20 protein-coding genes are annotated in these 23,223 nt (G+C 72.7%); 9 read left to right on the top strand and 11 right to left on the bottom strand.

Features of this window, described 5'->3' with window-relative positions:
* Window positions 1–57 precede the first annotated feature (57 nt).
* Entirely contained in the window at window positions 58–777 is a 720-nt protein-coding gene (locus EST54_RS17820; protein ID WP_129248631.1) for a GNAT family N-acetyltransferase, read from the bottom strand.
* A gap of 187 nt (window positions 778–964) precedes the next feature.
* On the opposite strand from EST54_RS17820, the gene EST54_RS17815 reads away from it, so the two are divergent.
* The 4 genes from EST54_RS17815 (at window position 965) to EST54_RS17800 (ending at window position 6,078) form a co-directional block, all read left to right on the top strand.
* Window positions 965–1,966, top strand: coding sequence for a sigma-70 family RNA polymerase sigma factor (locus EST54_RS17815; protein ID WP_129248630.1), 1,002 nt, complete (start codon window positions 965–967; stop codon window positions 1,964–1,966).
* Between the two features lie 269 nt (window positions 1,967–2,235).
* Complete coding sequence (locus EST54_RS17810) at window positions 2,236–3,018, top strand: DeoR/GlpR family DNA-binding transcription regulator (RefSeq protein ID WP_129248654.1); 783 nt, start codon at window positions 2,236–2,238, stop codon at window positions 3,016–3,018.
* Window positions 3,015–3,962, top strand: coding sequence for a 1-phosphofructokinase (gene pfkB, locus EST54_RS17805; RefSeq protein ID WP_129248629.1), 948 nt, complete (start codon window positions 3,015–3,017; stop codon window positions 3,960–3,962). The genes EST54_RS17810 and pfkB overlap by 4 nt, the downstream gene beginning before the upstream one ends.
* A 142-nt stretch (window positions 3,963–4,104) precedes the next feature.
* Window positions 4,105–6,078, top strand: coding sequence for a PTS fructose transporter subunit IIABC (locus EST54_RS17800; RefSeq protein WP_129248628.1), 1,974 nt, complete (start codon window positions 4,105–4,107; stop codon window positions 6,076–6,078).
* 25 nt (window positions 6,079–6,103) lie between these two features.
* On the opposite strand, the gene EST54_RS17795 is transcribed toward EST54_RS17800, so the two are convergent.
* Window positions 6,104–6,871, bottom strand: coding sequence for a TetR/AcrR family transcriptional regulator (locus EST54_RS17795; protein WP_129248627.1), 768 nt, complete (start codon window positions 6,869–6,871; stop codon window positions 6,104–6,106).
* Between the two features lie 177 nt (window positions 6,872–7,048).
* Between EST54_RS17795 and EST54_RS17790 the strand changes: the two genes are divergently transcribed.
* Entirely contained in the window at window positions 7,049–8,605 is a 1,557-nt protein-coding gene (locus EST54_RS17790; RefSeq protein WP_275543273.1) for an MDR family MFS transporter, read from the top strand.
* Between the two features lie 104 nt (window positions 8,606–8,709).
* On the opposite strand, the gene EST54_RS17785 is transcribed toward EST54_RS17790, so the two are convergent.
* Window positions 8,710–10,053: a L,D-transpeptidase gene (locus tag EST54_RS17785; RefSeq protein WP_129248626.1), complete on the bottom strand. Its 1,344-nt coding sequence runs from the start codon at window positions 10,051–10,053 to the stop codon at window positions 8,710–8,712.
* Window positions 10,054–10,135: 82 nt separating this feature from the next.
* Window positions 10,136–11,413, bottom strand: coding sequence for a CaiB/BaiF CoA transferase family protein (locus tag EST54_RS17780; RefSeq protein WP_129248625.1), 1,278 nt, complete (start codon window positions 11,411–11,413; stop codon window positions 10,136–10,138).
* A gap of 272 nt (window positions 11,414–11,685) precedes the next feature.
* On the opposite strand from EST54_RS17780, the gene EST54_RS17775 reads away from it, so the two are divergent.
* Window positions 11,686–12,015 (top strand): hypothetical protein, encoded by a 330-nt coding sequence (locus EST54_RS17775; protein WP_129248624.1) that lies wholly within the window; start codon window positions 11,686–11,688, stop codon window positions 12,013–12,015.
* A 27-nt stretch (window positions 12,016–12,042) separates the two neighbouring features.
* Here EST54_RS17775 and EST54_RS17770 read toward each other — a convergent pair whose 3' ends face one another.
* Window positions 12,043–12,666, bottom strand: a complete 624-nt coding sequence (locus EST54_RS17770) for a YIP1 family protein (RefSeq protein WP_239013226.1) — start codon at window positions 12,664–12,666, stop codon at window positions 12,043–12,045.
* An 85-nt stretch (window positions 12,667–12,751) separates the two neighbouring features.
* Here EST54_RS17770 and EST54_RS17765 point away from each other — a divergent pair, with 85 nt between their 5' ends.
* Entirely contained in the window at window positions 12,752–13,468 is a 717-nt protein-coding gene (locus EST54_RS17765) for a VIT1/CCC1 transporter family protein (RefSeq protein WP_129248623.1), read from the top strand.
* Between the two features lie 81 nt (window positions 13,469–13,549).
* On the opposite strand, the gene EST54_RS17760 is transcribed toward EST54_RS17765, so the two are convergent.
* The 4 genes from EST54_RS17760 to EST54_RS17745 form a co-directional block, all read right to left on the bottom strand.
* On the bottom strand, window positions 13,550–14,671 hold the full coding sequence (locus tag EST54_RS17760; RefSeq protein WP_129248622.1) for a P1 family peptidase: 1,122 nt from the start codon (window positions 14,669–14,671) through the stop codon (window positions 13,550–13,552).
* Window positions 14,664–15,497, bottom strand: coding sequence for a L,D-transpeptidase family protein (locus tag EST54_RS17755; RefSeq protein ID WP_129248621.1), 834 nt, complete (start codon window positions 15,495–15,497; stop codon window positions 14,664–14,666). The genes EST54_RS17760 and EST54_RS17755 overlap by 8 nt, the downstream gene beginning before the upstream one ends.
* Before the next feature lie 458 nt (window positions 15,498–15,955).
* Complete coding sequence (locus EST54_RS17750; RefSeq protein WP_239013227.1) at window positions 15,956–17,101, bottom strand: low temperature requirement protein A; 1,146 nt, start codon at window positions 17,099–17,101, stop codon at window positions 15,956–15,958.
* A gap of 119 nt (window positions 17,102–17,220) precedes the next feature.
* On the bottom strand, window positions 17,221–18,255 hold the full coding sequence (locus EST54_RS17745; RefSeq protein ID WP_129248619.1) for a methyltransferase: 1,035 nt from the start codon (window positions 18,253–18,255) through the stop codon (window positions 17,221–17,223).
* A 412-nt stretch (window positions 18,256–18,667) separates the two neighbouring features.
* Between EST54_RS17745 and EST54_RS17735 the strand changes: the two genes are divergently transcribed.
* Together EST54_RS17735 and EST54_RS17730 are read left to right on the top strand one after the other, a co-directional pair.
* On the top strand, window positions 18,668–20,041 hold the full coding sequence (locus tag EST54_RS17735) for an amidohydrolase (protein WP_129248617.1): 1,374 nt from the start codon (window positions 18,668–18,670) through the stop codon (window positions 20,039–20,041).
* A gap of 219 nt (window positions 20,042–20,260) precedes the next feature.
* Entirely contained in the window at window positions 20,261–21,343 is a 1,083-nt protein-coding gene (locus EST54_RS17730; RefSeq protein ID WP_129248616.1) for a MerR family transcriptional regulator, read from the top strand.
* A gap of 238 nt (window positions 21,344–21,581) precedes the next feature.
* Here the strand turns inward: EST54_RS17730 and EST54_RS17725 are convergent, their stop codons facing one another.
* Both EST54_RS17725 and EST54_RS17720 read right to left on the bottom strand, forming a co-directional pair.
* Entirely contained in the window at window positions 21,582–22,796 is a 1,215-nt protein-coding gene (locus EST54_RS17725) for an NAD(P)/FAD-dependent oxidoreductase (RefSeq protein WP_129248615.1), read from the bottom strand.
* A gap of 55 nt (window positions 22,797–22,851) precedes the next feature.
* Window positions 22,852–23,112, bottom strand: a complete 261-nt coding sequence (locus EST54_RS17720) for a sulfite exporter TauE/SafE family protein (RefSeq protein ID WP_244942549.1) — start codon at window positions 23,110–23,112, stop codon at window positions 22,852–22,854.
* Between the last annotated feature and the right edge of the window lie 111 nt (window positions 23,113–23,223).

Below are 23,223 nucleotides of genomic sequence, written 5' to 3'. Positions count from 1 at the left end.
AGAGAGCGGCAGGCAGGGAGCCGCGTGCGGGGTTTTCGCCCGGCGGGCCGGTCCGCTTCAGTCCGGGTCCGCTTCGGTCCAGGTCCTTTTCAGCCCGGGTCCTTTGCAGTCCAGGTCCTTCTGGTACCAGGCCACGTCCCAGTAGCGGCCGAATTTGCGGCCCACCTCCGTGTACGTGCCGATGTGCCGGAAGCCGAAGCGGGTGTGGAGGCGGGCGGAGGCCTCGTTCGGCTGGGTGATCCCGGCGTAGGCGCGATGCACGTCCTCGCCGGCCAGCGCCTCGAACAAGGCCTGGTACAGCAGTGTGCCGACGCCCCGGCCGGCGGCGTGCGGCGCGCAGTAGACGGTGACCTCGACGGAGGGGGCGTAGGCGGCCTTCGGGCGGAACGCGCTGCTGGTCGCGTAGCCGAGCAGCGCGCCTCCTGGGCGTCGGGTCCCGGTGGCCGCGAGCCCGCCGCAGGAGCCGTCCGCCGGTCCGTTGGGCGGCTGGTCCGCGACCCCCGGGTGCGGCGTGCCCGCGACGCCGGGTTGCGGTGTGCCGTCCGGTCCGTTATGCGGGATTTCCACCCGTTCTGTCGCCTCCTGGGCAACCAGAAGCCGGTGCGGGCCGTCTTGGGGGTGGGAGAGCAACCACGGGCGGCGCTGTGCGGGGGTGAAGGGCTCCGTGTCGAACGTGATGCAGGTCTCGCGAATGTAGTGATTGTAAAGATCGGTAAGGGCCGCCAGGTCCGCTTCGGTGCCCGCTCTGACCTGCACTTCCCCATGTTCCCGCAGCATGTGACCTCCTTGGTGGCGCCGCAGGGTACTGCATGATCAGAAAAATAGCGGGGCGGCGTGGGAATTCTGTCCGGATTCCAGCCGTTGTTTCCTTCGGACGGGCCACTCGGCAAGCATCGGGTTTCCGATGGACGATCCGGCCCGCCCCACCGTCCCGCGACCGACTCATCGCAAAGGGAGCACACGCATGGCAACCCGTGCCGTCGCCCGGCGTCAGGAAAGCACCAGCACTTCTGACGGGGCCAACAGTGTTCGCGCAATAGGCGGGGAGATCGCCGACCGCGACCTGGTCGGCATGTACCTCGACGAGATCGCGCGTACGCCACTCCTCGACGCCGCCAAGGAGGTCGAGCTGTCCCAGACCATCGAGGCGGGCGTATACGCCCAGCAGATCCTGGACGGGGAGGTCATCGACGGCAATGCCGCAGGTGCCGACCCCGAGGAGCTGGCGGCGCTGGCCGAGGAGAGCGCCAGGGCCAAGGACGTCTTCATCCGCTCCAACCTCCGGCTGGTGGTCGCGGTCGCCCGCCGCTACCCGCGCGCCGGGCTTCCCCTGCTCGACCTGATCCAGGAGGGCAACGCCGGCCTGGTGCGTGCCGTGGAGAAGTTCGACTATGCCAAGGGCTTCAAGTTCTCGACGTATGCGACGTGGTGGATCCGCCAGGCCATCACCCGTTCCATCGCCGACCAGTCGCGCACGATCCGGCTGCCCGTGCACCTCGTCGAGGAGCTGGGCCGGATCCGCCGGGTGCAGCGCGAGTTCAACCGCGAGAACGGCCGCGACCCGGAGCCGGCGGAGGTCGCCGGCGAGCTGGGCTCCACGCCCGCCCGTGTCACCGACGTCCTCGACTGGGCGCGCGACCCGGTCAGCCTCAACATGTCGGTGGACGACGACGGCGACACCCAGTTCGGCGATCTGCTGGAGGACACCTCCGCGGCCTCGCCCGAGCAGTCCGTCCTGACGCTGCTGCGCAGTGAGGAGCTGGAGGACCTGATAGACCGGCTCGACCACCGCACCGCCTCGATCATCAAGGCCCGGTACGGCATCGAGGACGGCCGTGAGCGCACGCTGACCGAGGTCGGCAAGCAGCACGGCCTGACCCGCGAGCGGATCCGCCAGATAGAGAAGCATGCGCTGCTGGAGCTGAAGCGGATGGCCCGCGACACCGGGTTCGACGCGGCCGCATAGCTCGACGGAGGACGAGCCCCGGTGCCGTTTCGGCGTCGGGGCTCTTGTGTGCCCGGGGTCGGGGGCCGGGAGCCGTCTGCCCAGGGGGACGGCAGCCCCAGAACCGCGCGGCCCACCCCACCTCCTCATCCCGCCCACCTCCCGTCCCGTCCCACGCAGCGATGTCCGTTTGAGTCCACCTGAAGCCCACTTCCGTTTACTTTCCAGATTTCCGGGCGTAGCATCCCGCTGAAACCACAGGTTCGGGCATGGGACGGATACGCACGCAGATGTATGCACCGGAACGCCAGCAGGAGATTCTGCGGCTCGCCCGTGAAGGCGGGCGGGTCGATGTGCTCTCCCTCGCGGAGGAGTTCCAGGTCACCGCCGAGACCGTGCGGCGTGATCTGAAGGCGCTGGACCGGGCCGGCCTGGTGCGCAGGGTGCACGGCGGGGCCATCCCGGCCGGCCGCCTGGACTTCGAGCCCGACCTCGCCGAGCGGGACGCCGTCGCCGCCGACGAGAAGCAGCGCATCGCCCGCGCCGCACTCGCCGAGCTCCCCGGTGGCGAGGGCGGGATCGGCAGCTCCGGGAGCGTGATCCTGGACGCCGGTACGACCGCCGCCCGGCTCGCCGCCGAGATCCCGCTGGAGGCCGAGCTGACCGTCGTCACCCACGGCCTGCCGGTCGCCGCGCGGCTGGCCGACCACCCCGGCCTCACCCTCCATCTGGTGGGCGGCCGGATCCGGCACCGTACCCGGGCCGCGGTCGACGACTGGGCGCTGCGCGCCTACCGCGAGATCAACGCCGATGTGCTGTTCCTGGCGACCAACGGCTTCTCCCCCGACGGCGGTCTGACCACCCCCGACCTCGCGGAGGCCGCCGTCAAGCGGGCGCTGATCGCCGCCGCCCGCCGTGTCGTCCTCCTCGCCGACTCCGCCAAATACGGGCAGCAGCACTTCGCCCGCTTCGGCGAGCTGTCGGACGTGGATCTGCTGATCACCGACACCGGCTTGAGCCCCGACGACGCCCTCGCCATCGAGCGCGCGGGCACGGAAGTAGTACGTGCATGATCCTCACCGTCACCCCCAACCCCAGCCTGGACCGTACGTACGAGATCCCGGCGCTGGACCGCGGGGCCGTGCTCCGGGCCACCGCCGACCGGATCGACCCCGGTGGCAAGGGCGTCAACGTCTCGCGGGCGGTCGCCGCCGCCGGACACCGCACGCTGGCCGTACTGCCGCTGGGCGGTCCCGCGGGCGCGGCGCTGGCCGGGCTGCTGGGTGCGGAGGGCATCGAGGTCGCCGGGGTGCAGGTGGCCGGGCAGACCCGCTCCAACATCTCGGTGGTCGAACCCGACGGCACGCTTACGAAGATCAATGCGACCGGCCCCGAGCTGACGCCCGAGGAGTCGGGGGCGCTGCTGCGGAGGGTCGGCGAACGGTCGGCGGGGGTCGACTGGATCGCCTGCTGCGGCAGCCTGCCGCGCGGGCTGGCGCCCGAGTGGTACGCCGAACTGGTCGCCCGCACCCACCGCGTCGGCGCCCGGATCGCCCTGGACACCTCGGGCCCGTCGCTGGTGGCGGCGCTGCGCGAGCGCCCGGACGTCGTCAAGCCCAACGCCGAGGAGCTGGCGCAGGCCGTCGGCCGTCCGCTGGCGACCCTCGGCGACGCGGTCAAGGCCGCCGAGGAGCTGCGCGCCCGGGGCGCCCGCGCCGTACTGGCCTCCCTCGGGGCGGACGGCCAGCTCCTGGTCGACGAGGGCGGCGTCCACTACGGCAGCGCCCCGGTCGCGGCCGTGCGCAGCAACGTCGGCGCGGGCGATGCCTCGCTGGCGGGCTTTCTCACGGCGGGCGGTACGGGACCGGCGGCGCTGGCCGCCGCGGTGGCGCACGGTGCGGCCGCCGTCCAGCTGCCCGGCAGCCTGATGCCGACGCCGGCCGACCTGGAAACGGCGGCGGTCACGCTGACCCGTGACGTACCCCTCGACCGGCTGCTGACGGAGCCGATGCCATGACCGCCGACCGGCGAGCCGGCGCCATGACGTCCGCTCGTGCTGCCGGTGCCCCAGCCCCCCAGCCCTCCAGCCAACCCCCAGCCACCCCCCCGTTCCGTCCCCACCGTCCCCCCCGGCGGTGCCGTGCGCAAGGGAGCCCGCGATGAGTGAGCTGATCACTGCGGAACTGGTCGACCTCGACCTGTCCGCCGAAACGAAGGATGCCGCCGCACGAGCCCTGGCCGAGCGGATGGTCGCGGCCGGCCGGGTCACCGACCTGGCGGGCTTCCTCGCGGATGTGGCCGCGCGCGAGGCCCAGATGCCGACCGGGCTGGACGGCGGGATCGGCATTCCGCACTGCCGCAGCACGCACGTCACCGAGCCGACGCTGGCCTTCGGACGCAGCGCCGCCGGTATCGACTTCGGTGCGCCGGACGGCCCGGCCGACCTGATCTTCCTGATCGCGGCGCCGGCGGGCGGCGACGCTGACCACCTGTCGATCCTCTCGACCCTCGCCCGGCAGCTGATGGACGAGACCTTCACCGACGCGCTGCGCTCCGCCACCGCACCGGAACGTACGGCGGCACTCCTCCGCGGGGACGAGGCCCCGGGGGAGCCGGCACCGGAGCGGACGGAAGCGGAACCGGCGGCGGAGACCGCCCCCTTCCGGATCGTCGCCGTCACCTCCTGCCCCACCGGCATCGCGCACACGTACATGGCCGCCGAGTCGCTGGAGAAGGCCGGGAAGGCGGTCGGCGTCGAGGTGGTCGTCGAGACCCAGGGCTCGGCCGGTTTCCAGCGGCTCGACCCGCAGGTGGTCGCGGCCGCGGACGGCGTGATCTTCGCGCATGACGTCGAGGTACGGGACAAGGAGCGGTTCACCGGGAAGCCGACCGTCGACGTCGGGGTGAAGGCGGGCATCGGCCGCGCCGCCGAACTCATCGCCGAGGTGCGCCGGAAGGCCGCCCATGGCGAGGTCGGTGCCCCGGCGCGGGCCGCCGCTCCCATGGACAAGGACGCCGGGCCGGGCGACGGCTTCGCCACCCGGCTGCGGAAATGGTTGATGACGGGCGTCAGTTACATGGTGCCGTTCGTCGCGGCGGGCGGGCTGCTCATCGCGCTCGCCTTCGCCATCGGCGGCTACACGATCAACAAGGCACCGTCCGTCGCCGACCACTTCGTCTGGACCGAGTCCACCAGCTGGGCGGCCCTGCTCTTCCAGATCGGCGGCGTCGCCTTCGGCTTCCTCGTCCCGGTCCTGGCCGGCTTCATCGCCTACGGCATGGCGGACCGCCCCGGCCTCGTCCCGGGCTTCGTCGGCGGTGCCATCGCGCTCACCGTCAACGCGGGCTTCCTGGGCGGGCTGATAGCCGGTCTGCTCGCGGGTGCGGTGGTGACGGCGATCCAACGGGTCCGCATCCCGGCGCCGTTGCGCGGCATCATGCCGGTCGTGGTCATCCCGCTGCTCTCCTCGGTGGTCGTCGGCCTTCTGATGTTTCTGGTGATCGGCAAGCCGATCGCCGCGCTGCAGAAGGGGCTGACCGACTGGCTGTCAGGTCTGACCGGCGCCAACGCGGTCATCCTGGGCGCGCTCCTCGGCCTGATGATGGCGTTCGACCTCGGCGGGCCGTTGAACAAGGTCGCCTACGCCTTCGCGGTCGGCGGCCTCGCCACCCCCAACGAGGGCAGCCTGAAGGTCATGGCCGCGGTGATGGCGGCCGGCATGGTCCCGCCGCTGGCGATGGCGCTGGCCACGACCGTGCGCGGCCGGCTCTTCACCAAGGCCGAGCGGGAGAACGGCAAGGCGGCCTGGGTGCTCGGCGCCTCCTTCATCACCGAGGGCGCGATCCCGTTCGCCGCCGCCGACCCGCTGCGGGTGATCCCCTCGGCGATGGCCGGCGGCGCGGTCACCGGCGCCCTCTCGATGGCCTTCGACTGCACCCTCCGCGCCCCGCACGGCGGCATCTTCGTCGTCCCGCTGATCGGTCAGCCGCTCCTCTACCTGTTGGCCGTCGCCGTGGGTACGGGCGTCAGCACCGCCCTGGTCATCCTCCTCAAGGGCCTGCGCAAGCGACCGCAGATCCGCCCGGCGGACTCCCCCGCCCCCGAAGGGACCGGGGTGACGGTCGCCGCCTGACCCCCGCCCCCGGAACGCTCGGGGCTCAGATGTCCAGCCGGGCCGCGATGCCGTCGAGGACGCTGTCCAGGCCGGTTTCGAAGCGCCACTGCGGGTCGTCCTTGCGGGTGGCCTCGTGGAGGTAGCGGAGGTAGGTCGGGTAGCGGCCGGTGCCCATCAGGTACTGCATCTGAGGGGCGAGAGCCAGCCGCACGTCGTCGGGGGTGGTCCAGCCCTGCTCCTTCATCAGGCAGTACTGGGCGCACTCGGCCGACACCGCGCCGTGCACATAGGAGTTGACGGTGCCCACCACGGCCATCATGGCGTCGACGTCGAGGCCGAGTCCGTCCAGCGACGACAGGGCGCGCTCGGCCACGGCCATCCGGTTGGGGGTGAGCGCGCGCAGCGCCTGCGGTGAGGAGATCTGGATGAGCCAGGGGTGGCGCAGCACGATCTCCCGGGTGCGCAGTGCGGAGGCGCGCATGACGGCGCGCCAGTGCGTCACGTCGTCGGGGAGCTTCAGGTCGGCGTAGACCGCGTCCGTCATCAGGTCGAGGAGGTCACCTTTGCCGGAGACGTAGCGGTAGGCCGCCATGGGGGCGACACCCAGCTCGGTGGCCAGACGGCGCATGGTGACGGCGTCGATGCCTTCGGTGTCGGCGAGGCGTACGGCGGCCGCGGCGATCTTCTGCGGCGTCAGAGCGGCCCGCGGGGCCGGCGCCGGGCGGTCCAGGCGTTCCCAGAGGGACACCGCGGCCGGCTCGGCCGGCTCCGGCCGCTGAGCCTTGCCCTGGGCTGCCTTCTTGCTGGCCATGGTCTCGGTTCCTTCCCGGATCCGTCCCGGAGCGTTTCGTATACAACGTATCAGGAGTAGACGTTGTATACGTCGCTGTGTACGTTGTATCTGATCGATACGTTGTACACAGCGGTAACGGCGACAGTCGTAGGAGCGGGGGGCGTACCGCATGAGCAGTGAGAGCGAGGGGGCGTCGTGAGCGTGACGAAGGAAGCGGGGGAAGCGGTCGGGCGGGCCGGGGGCGGGGAGCGGCGACGGCCGCGGTCGCTGTACTTCGGGGTGTTCGGGCTGTTGCTGGGGATGTTCCTGGCGATGGTGGACGGCATGATCGTGGGGACCGCGCTGCCCACGGTCGTCGGGGAACTCGGGGGGCTGGAACAACTGTCGTGGGTGGTGACGGCCTATCTCCTCACCACCGCCGTGGCGACGCCGATCTGGGGGAAGCTGGGCGATCTCTACGGCCGCAAGGGCACCTTCATGGCGGCGATCGCGCTCTTCCTGGCCGGGTCGATGCTGGCCGGGCTGGCGCAGGACATGGGGCAGCTGATCGCGTTCCGGGCCGTGCAGGGGCTGGGCGCGGGCGGGTTGATGGTCGGCGCACTGGCGATCATCGGGGTGCTGGTGCCGCCCCGGGAGAGCGGCCGGATGCAGTCGATGATCGGCGCCATGATGCCGGTCGCGTTCATCGGCGGTCCGTTGTTGGGCGGGTTCCTGACGGACCATCTGAGCTGGCGGTGGGCGTTCTATGTGAACGTGCCGATCGGGGTGGTGGCGCTGGTGATCGTCGGGGTGGGGGTCCGGCTGTCCGGTACCGGGCGGAGCCGGGCGAGGATCGACTACCTGGGCGTGGTGCTGCTGTCCGTCGCCATCCTGGCGCTGACCCTGATGGCCAGTTGGGGCGGTGTGCGCTACGGGTGGGGATCGCCGCGGATTCTCGGGCTGGCGGCGGTGGGCGTGGCGGCGTCGGCCTGGTTCGTACGGGTCGAACGGCGGGCCGCGGAGCCGGTCATCCCGCCCCGGCTGTTCCGCAGCCGCAACTTCACCGTGGCGCAGATACTGAGCTTCCTGACAGGCGGGGTGATGCTCGGCGCGACCAGCTATCTGCCGCAGTACATGCAGTTCGTGCAGGCCCTGTCGCCGACGGCCAGTGGTCTGCTGTTGCTGCCGCTGATGTTCGGGATGCTCGGCGTACAGCTCGGCACCGGGGCGCTGATCGGCCGCAACGGCCGCTACCGGCGCTATCCGATCCTGGGAGGCGCGGTGCTGACCGTCGGTCTCCTGATCCTGCTGCCGCTCGGTACGGACACCGCCGTGGCGCTCGCCTCGGCGCTCACCGCCGTCGCGGGCATGGGCATCGGGTTCCTCATGCAGAGCACCATGATCATCACCGTGAACAGCGCGGAGCCGCGGGACATGGGGGCCGCCAGCGGCACGGTGACGCTGCTGCGGACGCTCGGCGGCTCGCTCGGCGTCGCCCTGCTGGGCGCCGTCTTCACCGGCCGGCTGCGCAGCGGACTCGCCGACCGGGTGGGGGAGGGCGCCGCGCGGCGGCTGACGGCGGGCGCCGGGCAGCTGACGCCCGAGATGCTGGGCACCATGACCGGGCCGGTGCGGAGCGCCTACCGGGCGGCGGTCACCAGCGGGCTGCACGGCGTGCTCCTCGGCGCCGCGGTGCTGGCCGTCCTCGGCTTCGGGGTCGCCTGGTTCGTACGGGAGGTGCCGCTGCGGAGCGCGGAGGAGCCGGCGGGCTGACGGCCGGCGGACCGGTCAGGCGTACCGGAAGACGAACGGCGGCGGTGGCCGGCCCCCTGGGGGACCGGCCACCGCCGTCGTGCGTCAGTCGCGGGCGCCGTTCGTCAGGCCGCGCTGCCCGCCTGCCACTCGGACCACGGCATGTTCCAGCCGTTGAGGCCGTTGTCCGGCTTGACGGTCTGGTCGTGCGAGTTCTTCACGATGACGACGTCGCCGACCAGCGACTCGTTGAAGAACCACTTGCCCGGGGTGTCGCCACCGCCGCCCTTCTGGTCCCGCAGACCGACGCAGCCGTGGCTGGTGCCGGAGTTGCCGAACACGGACGGGGAGCCCCAGTAGTTGCCGTGGATGAAGGTGCCGGACGACGACAGCCGCATGGCGTGCGGCACGTCAGGGATGTCGTACTCGCCCTTGCCGTTCTCGTTCTTGAAGCCGACGGTCGAGCCGTCCATCCGGGTCTTCTCGAACTTCTCCGAGATCACCATCTGGCCGTTGTACGTGGGGTGCTCGGCGCTGCCGCCGGAGATCGGGATGGTCTTGTAGGTCTTGCCGTCCCGCTTGACCGTCATCTGCTGGGTGTTCATGTCGACCGTGGAGACCTGCGAGCGCCCGATGGTGAAGGACACCGTCTTGGACTGGACGCCGGTGATGCCCTGGCCGCCCTTCACCCCGTCCAGGTCGATCTTCATGGTGATCTTGGAGCCGGCCTTCCAGTAGTCCTGCGGCCGGAAGTCCAGGCGCTGGGCGCCGAACCAGTGGCCGACGACCTGCTGGCCGCTGCTGGAGGTCACCGTGATGTGGGACTGGACGTCCTTCTTGTTGGTGATCGCCTTGTCGAAGTTGAAGGACACCGGCATGCCCACGCCGACGGTCTTGCCGTCGTCGGGGGTGTAGGAGCCGATGAAGCTGTCGGCCGAGGAGACCGTGGTGAAGGTGGCGTTCTCGGTGGCGGCCCGGCCCTTGGCGTCCTTGGCGTTCGCCACGAGCTTGTACTTGGTGCCCCGCTCCAGCTGGACACCGGGCTTCCAGGACGTGCCGTCGGACGATATGGCGCCGGCGATGACCTTGCCGGTGTCGGCGGCGGTGAGCTTCACGTCGGTCAGCTTGCCGCTGGTGACCTTCACCCCGGTGTCGTTGATGCTGGCGTCGGTGGCGCCGTCCTTCGACGAGACCTTGATCTTGGCGTCGGAGGCGTTCTTGGCGGCTGCCTCATCCGCGGCGGCCTGGCCGTTCTTGCCGTCGTCGCCCCCTGCCGAGGCGTCCCCGCCGCAAGCCGACAGGGCCAGCGCACCCGCTGCGAACAGGGCCGTCACGGCGAGCGTGCGACGCATCCGGCGGTGACGGCGCGGCGCCCCGGCGGCCGACTGCTCGTCCGTCAGGAGCAGCTGGTGCGGGGTGCGGGACCGAGCGGGCGCGGGATTGTCCGGCGTTGTCACGAGCTGCTCCATACAGGGGTGTTGTGGATTCCGTGCTGATAAACAGCACGAGTGGGCGGATTCGGTTGCGGGTGCGGCCTGCTTGTGAGGAAGCTCACGCGCGCGGTGGTAGGGGGTGGTCGGCCGGCCCTGACAGCCAGGTTCGCAGCGCGGGGCCGTTTTCGTCCAGGCGGGGTGGAGCGGAGGGTTGGGTCACCGGGGTCCCCGAGAGGCGGAGCGGACTGGTGACTTGGGGGATCCGGCCCTCGCCGACCGGGGTCACCGGATCGAGACCGAGCCGCGCCGCCAACGCCAGGGCCTCGGAGAGGGTGTTGACGGGCCCGCAGGGCACCGATGCCGCGGTCAGTCGCTCGGCCCAGGTCTGCGGCGTATCGGCGGCCAGTAGGTTTTCGAGTGCTTTGATGAGATCTGTACGGTTTTGTACGCGATCCTGATTGCGGACGAACCGGATGTCGTCGGCGAGCTCCGGTGCGCCCAGGGTCTGCGTCAGTGCCCGGAATTGACGGTCGTTCCCCGCCGCCACCGCGAGCAGCTCCCCGTCCCGGCAGGCCAGCGTCTCGTACGGGGCGATGCTCGGATGGCGGTTGCCCATCGGGCCCGGATCGCGGCCGGTGGCCAGATGGCCGGACGCCTGATTGACCAGCGAGCCCAGCAGCGATGAGAGCAGATTCACCTCCACCAGCTGGCCCTCGCCGGTGCGGTCGCGGTGCCGCAGCGCCGCGAGGATGCCGGTGGCGGCGTCCTTCGCGGTCAGCACGTCCACCAGGGCGACGCCCGCCTTCAGCGGTGTCCCGCCGGGCTCACCGGTGATGCTCATCAGCCCGCCGACGGCCTGGACGACGAAGTCGTAACCGGGCAGCCGGGCGCCCGGGCCGGCGCCGAAGCCGGTGATGGTGCAGTGCACCAGGCCGGGGTTGGCGGCCCGGGTGGCGGTGTGGTCCAGGCCGAAGCGGGCGAGTGAGCCGGGGCGGAAGTTCTCGATCAGCACGTCGGCCCGGCGGGCCAACTCGCGGGCCGCGGCCGCGTCGTCCGGGTCGCCGAGGTCCAGGGCCAGGCCGCGCTTGGAGCGGTTCGCGGCGTCGAAATACGCCGCGGTGCCGCGCCGGGGCGCACCGTCTCCGTCCGGCTCCGGGGCCGGGCCCTCGGGGTCGGGGACGAACGGCGGGCCCCAGGCGCGGGTGTCGTCGCCGGTGCCCGGCCGCTCCACCTTGATCACCTCGGCGCCGAGGTCGGCCAGCGTCGCGGCGGCCAGCGGCCCGGCCAGCACCCGGCTGAAGTCCGCGACGAGGATGCCGTCCAGGGCGCGGGCGGGCGGGCCGCCGGCAGGGGGCTGCGGGGCGGCGTCGGCGGGCGGCCGGGGCGGCTGCGGCACGGTGCGTTCTCCTCATGTCGCGGACGAGGTGCCGCCATCGTCCGGGGGTGCGCTGCGCCGGGGGAAGCCTCCGGCATGTCCAACGGGGCGGGGCGGTTCCTGCCAGGGTGGCGTCTTGGGTCGCCGCAAGAAGGTATCGAGCCGGAAATGTAGCGAAATGCCATAGGAGATGCGTCACTTCGGGACTTAAGTCCCAAGATCCCCTGTCGGAAGTCCTGAGGTGTGGTGTCTACTGGCGTGAGCCCAGCGCCGTACCCCTCCGGGAGGACCGCATGCTCCCCGTCTCGATTGTGCAGCAGATCGGCCTCGGCGTGCTTTTCGCGCTGGCCGTCGTCTGGACCGTCGGGCTGACCAGAATGCTGCGCCGGGGCCGGTACGAGGCGGCCCTGTGGCGCGACCAGCAGGAGATGCGGGCCCGGTACGCGCCGCGCGAGCGGTCCGCACGGCCCGGCCCCGAGGCGCTGCCCGGCCGGCCGGAGCTGCTCGGTTCGGTGCCGCGGCAGACCGGTCCGCCCGGGCCGCCGTCGGAGTGCGTGCAGCTCAGCGACGCCGAGCGCACCGCGTTCGAGGGGCTCGTACGGCAGTTGACCAGCCGCAGTTGAGCCGGCGGCCGGGCCCCCGGGACGGGCTCAGCGCCCCGGGCCCAGCCGCAGCAGGGCCAGTGCGGTCAGCATCTGCACCGAGACGGCTGCCGTCGACTTCCACGTCGACAGATGGTGCTGGCCCCGTATGAGCAGCACCGCGAGGAGATAGCCGAAGCCCCAGGTCGTCCAGGTCGCGGCCTGCACGAAGGTGGCGTCGGTCGGCAGCCAGGCGGCGATCGCCAGCCGCGGCAGATCCGTCACCCAGAACAGGACGATGAACAGGCTCGCGGTCGGCGCGAAGCGGCCTATGCCACCGAGCGTGCGGGCGATGGCGTGGGCGACCGCGCCCAGGGCGAGGCTGGCGGTCAGCACCCCCGCCTCGGCCAGCCCGACGAGCTGAAGTGCCGCGGTGCGGTCGACGGCCCACTGGGTGTGGAAGGCGTCCATCGACACCACCCCGATGGCGCCGCTGATCAGCGACAGCAGTATGGCCGCGCTCCAGGCGCTGCGGTCCCGCGCCTCGTCCAGCACCTCCACCGGCCGGTACCACAGCCCCAATATCAGCCGGTGCCACCACAGCCGGCGGCGTGGTGCGGGCTCGGGAGGAGCCGGCTGGACGAGCGTGGGCGGCGGGTGCTGGGGAGACGGGGAGGGGGGCGGTGCGGGCATAACGCCGTTTCTACCACCGGCCAATTCGCCACGATGCGGGGGCGTCGAGCGGGACCACGGCCGGTACGGATGAGAGGCTCTGCCGGTGACTGTGCAGACACCGGAGCACGACGAGGCGCACGGCGGCGGACTCGGCAGCCGGCTCAACTGGCTGCGGGCCGCGGTCCTCGGCGCCAACGACGGCATCGTGTCCACCGCCGGACTGGTCGTCGGGGTCGCCGGCGCCACCGATGAACGGGCCGCGCTGCTGACGGCGGGGCTGGCGGGGCTGCTGGCCGGATCCATGTCGATGGCGGCCGGTGAGTACGTATCGGTCTCCACCCAGCGGGACTCGGAGAAGGCCGCGCTGGCGCTGGAGAAGCGGGAGCTGGCGACCGAGCCGCAGGCGGAACTCGTCGAGCTGACGGAGCTGTTGGAGGGCAAGGGGCTGGACGGCCAGCTGGCCCGGGAGGTCGCCGAGCAGCTCACCGAGCACGATGCGCTGCGCGCCCATGCGGAGGTGGAGCTGGGCATCGACCCCGACCAGCTCACCAACCCCTGGCACGCGGCGGGCGCGAGCTTCCTCGCGTTCACGGTGGGGGCGCTGCTGCCGCTGCTGGCGATCGTGCTGCCGCCGGCCGGGCAACGGCTGTGGATCACGGTGGTGGCGGTACTGGCGGCGCTGGCACTGTGCGGCTGGAGCAGCGCCCGGATGGGTGCCGCACCGGTGGGCCGCGCGGTGCTGCGGAACGTCGGGGGCGGGGCGCTGGCGATGGCCGTGACGTATGCGGCGGGGTCGGTGCTGGGGGCGGTGGGGGTCTGACCGGCCGGCCGCGGCGGGTCTGTGGTGGCGCGGTCCGGGGCCCGTTCGCATCACCGGTACGAGTGAGCGGCCGATCCCCCGTCAATCCGCCCCGTAGAGGTCGCGGTACGCGGGGAAGAGGCCGCCGGGGCCGGCCACCGTCGTTGCTGCCAGGGCGGCCCGGACCACGGCGCGGCAGACCACGTCCGCGCCGGCGGCCAGGATCTCGTTGAGGGCGCCGGCCTCCGCGTGGATGCCGAAGGCGGCGTCGGCGAGGGCCTCTTCGGAAGCGAGCGGACGGGCGGCGGTGGACAGGGCGAAGACCGTGTCGCCGTCGGACAGCAGATGCACCGGGCGGACCGCGCGGGCCAGCCCGTCGTGTGCGGTGCCGGCGAGTTTCTGGGCCTGGGCGCGGGTGAGGGCGGCGTCGGTGGCGACCACCGCGAGGGTGGTGTGGAGGGGCGGGTGGACGGACGCGGCCGAGCGGACCGCGGATATCTCCCCGGCCTCGGCCAGCCGGCGCAGCGCGGCGGCGTGCACCTCGGGGTCGGGACGGCCGGTACGGCCCTCGTACAGCCGGCCGTAGAGGGCGCCGGTGCGCGGGTCGGCGACCGAGCCCACGGCGTTGACGGCGGCCAGCGCGGCGACGGTGGTGCCCGACGGCAGGACCGCGCTCGCGGTGCCGGTGCCGCCCTTGAGGCCGCCGGCCACCGCGCCCGTGCCGGCGCCCGTGTTGCCCTCGGCGACCGGGGAGCCGGGCTCGGTGAGCGCCGCGGCCGTGACCGCGGCCCGGCCCAGCGCGGCGTCCGGGCGGGCCCGCCAGTCGCCGCCGCGCCCCAGGTCGAACAGGGCCGCGGCCGGGACGACCGGGACGACCTGCGCGGGGTCGGGGCCGACGCGGAAGCCGCGACCCTGTTCCTCCAGCCAGGCGACGACCCCGGACGCGGCGTCAAGACCGAAGGCGCTGCCGCCGGTCAGGACGACCGCGTCGATGCGCTGGACGAGGTTGCGCGGGTCCAGCGCGTCGGTCTCCCGGGTGCCGGGCCCGCCGCCGCGGACCTCGACGGCCGCGACGGCGCCGCCGTCGGGGGCCAGCACGACGGTGGTGCCGGTCAGGTACCCGTCGCCGGTCCGCTCGGCATGGCCGACCCGGAGGCCGAGGACGTCGGTCAGGGCGTCCTGCGGTCCCGTGGCGTGCGGCGCGCCCGGTGGCTGCTCAGTAATTGGCCGGTCCCATCACGATGACCGGGTGCAGGTCGGGGTCGAGGGTGCGCAGCAGTTCCCGCATCACCGCGGGCTTGAGGCTCACACAGCCCTGGGTGGGGCCGTCGTGGTCGACATGCAGCCACACCCCGCCGCCCTTGGCGTCGCCCCACGGACGCTGCTTGTCCATGGGGGAGGTGCCGGGCTCCCGGTTGTAGTTGATGGCGATGACGTAGTCGAAGGCGCCGGCCAGCGGCTCGCCGTCCACCCCCGTGCCGTCGGCGACGAAGCCGTTGTTGCGGTCGTAGGGGAGCCGGGTGCCCTCGGGGGCGGCCAGCCGTCCGCCCGCGTCGGTGAGCGAGAAGACACCGATGGGGGAGCGCAGATCGCCGTAGCGGTGGTCGTCGGTCCAGCCGTGGGCGGCGTTGTGCGCGCCCCAGACGGGGCCCGGCGTCCAGTCGTCCGACCCCTCCTCGCGGGTGTAGAGGACGACACGGGACTCGAAGGAGTCCATGCCCTTGCCCGTGACGACCAGAACCTGTCGGGAATTGGCCGGTATCCGCTTCCTGGCGGCTTCGCTGAGGCCGGGGATCTGCCGCCCGGCGGGACCGTTCGGTGCGGCGTTCGGGGCGGTTTTCGGCGCGGCCGCGGGAGTACGTGGCGTGTCCGGGCCGGAAGCAGTCGTGGACGTGGTGCTCTTGGCGTCGGTCCCGCCACTGTGGTCGTCCCCCGAGGCCGGCCACGCCCACAGGGCGGTGCCTACCAGGGTGGAGAGGGCGAGACCGCTCACGGCCTTGCTGCGCCGGGACAGTCTCGTCCGCGCGCGGCACTGAGCGTGGCGTGCCATGGCTGGCGTCTCCTCAAGTACGGACGGCGGTCTGCCCCGGGGCTTTCTGTAGTTCTCCACAGGGGCACTCCCTGTCATAAAAAGGGCAATCTGCACCCTACCGCTTCAGCATCGGTGCGCCTCCGCTGGCTCAGGCGCCCCCCGGGGAACACGAGAGCGAAGCGGCGGGAAGTGGGGTCCATTGGTGGGTAATTGACGGGGACTCGACGGGCCGGGGGTGCGGCCCGGGCGCGGACCGCGCTGGTGGCGGGGCCTCGCCCGGCCGGGGGACGAAGATGGCTCGATCTGATGCAGGATCAGGGCGGGAACGGGGCTGTACGGCCGTTCGGCACGCTTATGGCGGAGCGGCGCGGCGCGCCGCGGGAGACCACCGCGGGGGCGGGTCCGGGGCACCTCCCGGAGATCGGTGACGGCACGATCCCCGAGACGGGTGACGGGGCGGGGCGTCCCAGCTCCGGCTACTCCGCCGGTGCGGTGTCCTGACGGGACGTGAGGTGGACACCGGCCGCGACGGTCGCGGCGGCCACCAGGCCCGCGGCCGGCACCGCGGCGCGCCCGGCGACGGTGCACGCCAGGACCAGCAGCGCCGACACCGGCAGCACCAGCTGCTGGGCCGCGCCGCGCTTGTGGTGCCGGGAGTGGATCAGCCACACCGTGCACAGGAACAGCGCGCCCGGCACCGTGACGCACGCGGCCGCCTGGTACGCCGACAGGTCCGTCCTGCCGACCGGCTCCCGCACCGCGACCTCGATGCCCGCGCCGATCGCGGCCGCCGAGCCGAACACGAGGTAGTGGCCGTAGCCCCACAGGAACGCCTGACGGCTCGTGCGCAGATGGCGGTGGACGGGCACCGCGAAATAGATCCAGTACGCGGCGAAGACCAGCAGCAGTCCGCCGCCCGCGATCGGCAGCAGACTGCCCGGCGCGTGGTGCTCGTCCAGCGCCGCCTGCACGGCGAGCGTGGCCGCCGCGATCGTCTCGCCCAGCACGATGATGGTGAACAGGCCGTAGCGCTCCGCGATGTGACGGGCATGCCAGCTCGTCTGCCAGCCCCGCTCGGCCAGGCCGGGGACGGCCAGCTCCAGCGCTCCCACGACCACGAACACCACGGGCACGGCCGCCTTCGGCAGGAGCAGCAGCCCCAGCCAGCCGACCTGGCACACCGTCACCCCCAGGGCGTAGGAGAGCGCGGTGCGCCGCTCGGCGCCCCGGCTGCCGTACGCGGCCCGCAACCACTGGGTGACCATCGCCAGCCGCATCACCAGGAACCCGCACCACACGAGGGTGAAGTCGCTCTCGGCGAAGGCCCGCGGCACGCCGGCGGCCAGGATCAGCACCCCGGCCATCTGGACCAGCGTCACCACGCGATAGAGCGGATCGTCGGTGTCGTACGCCGAGGCGAACCAGCTGAAGTTCATCCAGGCCCACCAGATGGCGAAGAAGAGCATCAGGTAACCGGCGAGGCCGTGCCCCGGATGCCCCTCGGCCAGCGCCTCCGCCAGCTGTCGGCCCGCCTGGGCGATCGCCACGACGAAACACAGGTCGAACAAGAGCTCCAGCGGGGTGGCGGCGCGGTGTTCCTCGTCGCGTCGGCGTGCGCGCATGGGGACCGGCACCACCTCGGCTCCTCTCGTCGGCCGGAGCGGCCGCCCTCAGTACAGCGCGGGCGGGCCGCACCGCCAACGAGGGGAGCGGGAGGCGGCGTGTCGTGCGGGGGCGGCGGCTACTCGGCGACCGCGTCCACGATCGAGGGGAAGGCCGAGGTCGGCAGCACCCGGGTCAGCCGGAACCCCTCGGCCGACAGCAGGGTCGCGAACTCCTCCGCGGTGCGCTCCTGCCCGTCGACCACGGCCATCATCGCCACGTCCAGGGTCTTGCCGAAGTGCGGCGCGTTGCCCGGCGGCAGTACGGAGTCGATGACCAGCAGCCGGCTGCCGGCCGCCATCGCCCGGTGGCAGCTGCGCAGGATGCGCCGACAGTCCTCGTCCGGCCAGTCGTGCAGGACCTGCTTGAGGACGTAGACGTCCCCGCCCTCCGGTACGGACGCGAAGAAGTCCCCCTCCTGGACGTGCCAGCGACCCTTCAACTCGTCGCCGTCCAGGAGGTGGTGGGCGAGCGGCGGTGCCTGGTCGAAGAGCACTCCGGTCAGTTGTGGATGGCGGCGCAGCACGGCGCGCAGCAGTCCGCCGCGTCCGCCGCCGACGTCCACGACAGTGGCGCCGGTCGCGGGGAACGGATAGACCGCCGCCACCGCCTCGTCGACCGCTGCGGACAGCGACGACATCCCGTCGTCGAAGAGCCGGCGGGTGTCCGGCTCCGACTGCAGATAGGTGAAGAGGGGCGCCCCGTAGAGCCGCTCGAAGGAGGTGCCGCCCTCCTGTACCGCCTCGGGCAGATCGGCCGAGGTCCGCCGGAAGAGGTCGTCGGTCATCATCATGACCCCGTCGTGCAGCGAGTCGGGGACACCGGTCCGCAGCAGGGCGGCGGTGGGCGTCAGCTGGAAGGCCCCCGCGGTGTCCTCCCGGAAGATGCCGCGGGTGGCGAGGTAGCGCAGGACGCGGCGCAGGTGCGGGGCGTGGGTGCCGGTGGCGGCGGCCAGCTGCTCGGCGGTGCGCGGGCCCTCGGCGAGGTGGTCGGCGATACGGTGCTGCGCCGCGGTGCGCAGGGCGGCGGAGAAGAGATGGCCCATGGCCTGGTCCATCAGGTGAGCCGTGAGGTCGCGGGGCTCGCCGGTCGTTCGGTCGGGGGAAGTGGCCAACGTCAGCCTCCAGTCAGCGGCTTGGGCTTGCTGGTCCCGGTCGCAGGGGGTGATCCACGGTTGCAGCCGCGCGCTGCGGTGTCACGGGCGGGCTCCGGGTCAACCGCGAAGTCCGGCCAGGGCAGCGTGGGGTGGCGGGTTCTTCGTGGTCGGCCTGGGGCCCTAGGCCCTGTCGTCACATTCCCGCCTGCCCCGCGGCGTCTGGCACGCACGCTCGCCGCGTTGTCGGGCTCGCCCCGATACACCCAGTATCGGGGCGACCCTCCGCCTTGCGATCGCACGCACCAGACGCCGCGGGGCCCGCCCTCCGGGCGAACGACGGGAATGTGACGACAGGCCCTAGGGGACGGATCCGGGGGATGCCAGGGATCCGGTCTCGATGCGGCGCGGCCGTTCGTGGTCGAATGCGCGTATGAGCGAGCGCGACACGACAGGCACGACCAGCCCGAACGATGACGCCGAGCACCGCAACGACTCCGCACCGGCCGCCACCGACCTGGCCGCCGCCCCGGCTGCTGCTCCGGCCGCCGCCGTCCTGGCCCCGCTCGGCGACCGCCTTGCCGACCTCGTGGCCCTCTACGAGGACCTGCACCGGCATCCCGAACTCGGCTTCCAGGAGACCCGCACGGCCGCCGAGGCCGCCCGCCGGCTGACCGCGTCCGGCTATGACGTCACCACCGGCATCGCCGGGACCGGCGTCGCCGGCGTGCTGCGCAACGGGCCGGGCCCCGTGGTCCTGCTGCGCGCCGACATGGACGCACTGCCCGTCACCGAGAACTCCGGTCTGGACTACGCCTCCACGGTCCCCGGCCGGATGCACGCCTGTGGGCACGACGTCCATGTGACGTGTCTGCTGGGCGCCGCCGATCTGCTCGCGGCGGGCCGCGACCACTGGTCCGGCACGCTGATCGCGCTCTTCCAGCCCGCCGAGGAGGTCGGCGGCGGCGCCCGCGCCATGATCGACGCCGGGCTCTACAGCAAGGGCCTGATCCCCACCCCCGAGGTGGTGCTGGCCCAGCATGTCGCCCCGCTCGCCGCCGGGCTGATCGCCTACTGCCCCGGCCCGTGTATGGCGGCCGCCGACACTCTGGAGATCACCTTCCACGGCACCGGCGGCCATGGCTCGCGGCCCGAGACCACCGTCGACCCGATCCTGATGGCCGCGTCCTTCGTCCAGCGGGTGCAGTCCGTGGTGGCCCGCGAGGTCGCGCCGAAGGACGGGGCGGTGGTCACCGTCGGCTCCTTCCACGCCGGGGACTCCGCCAACGTCATCCCCGACCGGGCCGTCGTCCGGCTCAGCATCCGTACCTTCGACGACGCGGTGCGCACCGCCGTGCTGGCCGCCGTCGACCGCATAGCCCGGGCCGAGGCCGCCGCCTCCGGCGCGGACCGCGCCCCCGAGACCGTGGTCCTGGACACCTTCCCCGTCACCGTCAACGACTCCACGACGCTGCGGCAGGTCAACGACGCCTTCACCGAACTCTTCGGCGCACAGCGGCTGTTCCCGTACGAACCGGCCACCGGCAGCGAGGACGCCGGACTGCTGGCGACCGCCGCCGGGGCCCCGCTCTACTACTGGTGGCTGGGCGGCTGGGACCCGGAGGAGTTCCATACGGCGCTGGCCGCCGGCCGGCTGGCGCAGGACATCCCGTCCAACCACTCCCCGCACTTCGTACCGGTCGTCCGCCCGACCCTCACCATGGGCGTGGAGGCACTGACCGCCGCGGCGCTCAACCAGCTGGCGGGGTCGGCGTCGGCGTCGGCTTCGGCGGAGGGGGTGGGCTGAAGGCCGCGGCGGGGACGGTGGGTGGGGCGGGCTGAGGACCGCAGACCTTGCCCTTTGACCTTGTCCTTTGACCTTGCCCTTGGGGGAAGCCCCAGCATCGGCTGCACCGGGCGAGGCGCCCGGTACGAGGAGGACGGACGGGCGGATGGACGGGGCGGTGGACGGTCGATGGACGGGTGGACGGAGGCGGCGGGCAGAGGCGCGTACGGGGGCGCGGACATGACTCCGTACGAGGACGGTCAGTTGCTGACCATCGGGGCGTTCGCACGGGCCTCCCGGCTCTCGCCGAAGGCGCTGCGCCTCTACGACGAACTCGGCCTGCTGCCCCCGGCCCAGGTAGACCCGCACAGCGGCTACCGCCACTACGCCCCGGCCCAACTGGAACGGGCCCGGCTGGTGGCCTGGCTGCGCCGGCTCGGGATGCCGCTGGCCCGCATCCGTGAGGTGTGCGAGCTGGCGCCGGCCGCGGCGGCCGGGGCGGTCGCCGCGTACTGGGCGCAGGTCGAGGCCGACACCGAGGCCCGCCGGGACCTGGCCGCCTTCCTCGTCGATCAGCTGAAGCGGAAGGACACCGATATGACCTCTCCCCGTACGCCCCGTACTCCCCTGACGATGCGTTGCGCCGCCCTGACCGACCGGGGACTGGTACGCCCGGCCAACCAGGACGCGGCCTACGCGGGACCGCGGCTGCTGGCCGTGGCCGACGGTTACGGCCCGCGCGGCGGCCCGGCCGCCACCGCCGCGATCGACGCCCTCAAGGGCCTGGAGCACCAGGACCTGACCTCGGAGGATCTCCTGGGCGCCCTGGAGGGGGCGGCCCGTCGCGCCCACCGCGCCGCCCCCTCGGCGGACGAGGCGACCGGCAGCACCCTCACCGCGCTGCTGCGCTCCGGCAGCCGGCTGGCGCTGCTGCACATCGGGGACTCGCGTGCCTATGTGCTGCGCGACTCCGGTCTCTTCCGGATCACCCACGACCACAGCCTGGTCCAGTCGCTGATCGACGAGGGCCGGCTCACCCCCGAGGAGGCTCCCGCACACCCGCAGCGCGCCCTGTTGCTGCGCTCGCTCGACGCGGACACCGAGTTCACCCCCGATGTGCAGCTGCTCGAAGCACGGCCCGGGGAGCGCTATCTGCTGTGCACCGACGGCCTGACCGGAGTGCTGCCGACCGAGACGATTCAGGACGTGCTGACCGCGGCCGACACCCCCGACCAGGCCGTACGGGAGCTGATCCGCCTGGCCCACGAGGCGGGAGCGCCGGACAACGTGGCCTGCGTGGTGGCGGAGATGACGGCGGCGTAGCGCAACCGGGGGCGCGCCGTAGGGCAACCACGAGCGCGCCGTAGTAGGGCGGCCGAGGGCGCGCCGGCCGGCCTCTCCAGCCGGCCGCCGCGCTCCGGGCTCGTCCGGGCGGGGGTGTGCGCCGTTCACGCCACGGCGTCGGAGCGCTCGGCCAGGCCGCGACGAGCAGCCGCATCCCCCACCCCGCCCTTGAGGCCTCTGAAGCCCCAAGTCCCAAGCCCCTATGGCCCTCAGGCCCCTAAGCCAACCCCTTCAACATCCCCTTGAAGTAGAGCTGCGGCAGGCCGTAGCGCTTGAGGAACCACATGTCGGTGCGTTCCCGGGTGGTGTCGAGGAAGGGGATCGAGGGGGTGGGCTGCAGGTCGTAGTCGAACTCGGCGAGCAGCATCTTGTGCCGGGCGGTGACCAGGGGGCAGGAGGTGTAGCCGTTGTAGCGGGCGGTGGCGGGGCGTCCGCGCAGTCCGGCGAGGAGGTTGGCGACGACGACCGGGGCCTGCTTGCGGATCGCCGCGCCCGTTTTGGACGTCGGGAGATGGGCGACGTCCCCGAGGGCGAACACGTTCGGGAAATCGGGGTGTTGGAGGGTTTCCCGGTCGGTCTTGACGTAACCGTGCGGGGAGTCGGGGTCGGTGAGCGGGCCGTCGGCCAGCCATGCGGGGGCGCGCTGCGGCGGTACGGCGTGCAGCAGGTCGTAGTGCACGGTCTCGGTCTTGCCGGTGCCGTGGTCCGTGATCTCCGCCTCGCGCGCGGCGCCGTCGAGGCGGGTCATCTCGGAGCTCAGCCGCACCTCGATGCCGTACCGCCGGGCCGTCTCCGTCAGCGCACGGTCGAAGACCGGCACCTTGAACATCGCGGGTTCCGGGAGCACCAGGATGGTGCGGATCGCGCCCAGTACGCCGCGCTTGCGCCAGTGGTCGGCCGCCAGATACGCGATCTTCTGCGGGGCACCGCCGCATTTGACCGGCCCGGACGGCATGGTGAACACCGCCGTGCCGCTCCGCATCCGGCGGATCAACTCCCAGGTGAGCGGGGCGAGATCGGGCCGGTAGTTGCTGCTCACCCCGCCGTGGCCGAGGGCCGCGGACAGACCGGGCACACCGTCCCAGTCGAGCTGCAGGCCGGGGGCGAGGACCAGCCGCCCGTAGGACAGCACCCGGCCGGAGGCGGTGGTGACCGTACGCGCGGTGGGGTCGACCGCCGTGGCGCGCTCGCGCAGCCAGCGCACCCCAGGCGGTATGACGTCCGCCTCGGTGCGCAGCGAGGCGCGCAACGGGGCCTGGCCGCCGCCGACCAGCGTCCACAGCGGCTGGTACCAGTGCGTTTCGGAGGGCTCCAGCAGGGTGACGTGCCGGATGCCGGCACGTCGTAAGCGGGCGGCGACGGTGATGCCTGCGGTGCCGCCGCCGACGATCAGGACCTGGTGGTGGGACGGAGCGGCGGATGCCGGTGCCATGTGTACCTCCTGGAGGGTGGTGGAAAGGGACGGGTCGATACGGGGCGGGCCGGGGTCACGGGGCCCAGAGGTGCGGGAGGGCGACGGCCGCCATCGCGACGGCGAGGACCGTGACGAGGCCGGCGAAGGCCGTGGTCAGGGCCTGCGGGTGCAGGCGGGCGGTGAGGCGGTTGCCGAGGTTGCTGCCGACCGCCGCGCAGGCCGCGAATCCGGCCAGCAGCGGCCAGTCCAGGGTGCCGGTGCCGGCCCGGGTGCCCAGCGCGGTCAGTGAGTTGATGAGGATGACGAGCAGCGAGGTCCCTATGGCGACCGGCATCCGCCGCTCCGTCCCACCACCAGGTCCTGATCGTCGGCGACGGTGATGCCTGCGGTGCCGCCGCCGACGATCAGGACCTGGTGGTGGGACGGAGCGGCGGATGCCGGTGCC

Source organism: Streptomyces sioyaensis (genome assembly GCF_004122735.1).
Taxonomy (GTDB): Bacteria; Actinomycetota; Actinomycetes; order Streptomycetales; family Streptomycetaceae; genus Streptomyces; species Streptomyces sioyaensis.
The sequence above is the reverse complement of the archived record's forward strand: the minus strand, read 5'-3'. Positions and strand labels throughout refer to the sequence as shown.

Excerpts from the sequence above, each read along its gene's own strand:
- EST54_RS17775 (WP_129248624.1), top strand. The coding sequence starts at position 11,686 with ATGCTCCCCGTCTCGATTGTGCAGCAGATCGGCCTCGGCGTGCTTTTC.
- EST54_RS17795 (WP_129248627.1), bottom strand. The coding sequence starts at position 6,871 with ATGGCCAGCAAGAAGGCAGCCCAGGGCAAGGCTCAGCGGCCGGAGCCG.
- EST54_RS17720 (WP_244942549.1), bottom strand. The coding sequence starts at position 23,112 with ATGCCGGTCGCCATAGGGACCTCGCTGCTCGTCATCCTCATCAACTCA.
- EST54_RS17735 (WP_129248617.1), top strand. The coding sequence starts at position 18,668 with ATGAGCGAGCGCGACACGACAGGCACGACCAGCCCGAACGATGACGCC.
- EST54_RS17730 (WP_129248616.1), top strand. The coding sequence starts at position 20,261 with ATGACTCCGTACGAGGACGGTCAGTTGCTGACCATCGGGGCGTTCGCA.
- EST54_RS17750 (WP_239013227.1), bottom strand. The coding sequence starts at position 17,101 with ATGCGCGCACGCCGACGCGACGAGGAACACCGCGCCGCCACCCCGCTG.
- EST54_RS17815 (WP_129248630.1), top strand. The coding sequence starts at position 965 with ATGGCAACCCGTGCCGTCGCCCGGCGTCAGGAAAGCACCAGCACTTCT.
- EST54_RS17755 (WP_129248621.1), bottom strand. The coding sequence starts at position 15,497 with ATGGCACGCCACGCTCAGTGCCGCGCGCGGACGAGACTGTCCCGGCGC.
- EST54_RS17800 (WP_129248628.1), top strand. The coding sequence starts at position 4,105 with ATGAGTGAGCTGATCACTGCGGAACTGGTCGACCTCGACCTGTCCGCC.
- pfkB (WP_129248629.1), top strand. The coding sequence starts at position 3,015 with ATGATCCTCACCGTCACCCCCAACCCCAGCCTGGACCGTACGTACGAG.
- EST54_RS17810 (WP_129248654.1), top strand. The coding sequence starts at position 2,236 with ATGTATGCACCGGAACGCCAGCAGGAGATTCTGCGGCTCGCCCGTGAA.
- EST54_RS17820 (WP_129248631.1), bottom strand. The coding sequence starts at position 777 with ATGCTGCGGGAACATGGGGAAGTGCAGGTCAGAGCGGGCACCGAAGCG.
- EST54_RS17770 (WP_239013226.1), bottom strand. The coding sequence starts at position 12,666 with ATGCCCGCACCGCCCCCCTCCCCGTCTCCCCAGCACCCGCCGCCCACG.
- EST54_RS17725 (WP_129248615.1), bottom strand. The coding sequence starts at position 22,796 with ATGGCACCGGCATCCGCCGCTCCGTCCCACCACCAGGTCCTGATCGTC.
- EST54_RS17785 (WP_129248626.1), bottom strand. The coding sequence starts at position 10,053 with ATGGAGCAGCTCGTGACAACGCCGGACAATCCCGCGCCCGCTCGGTCC.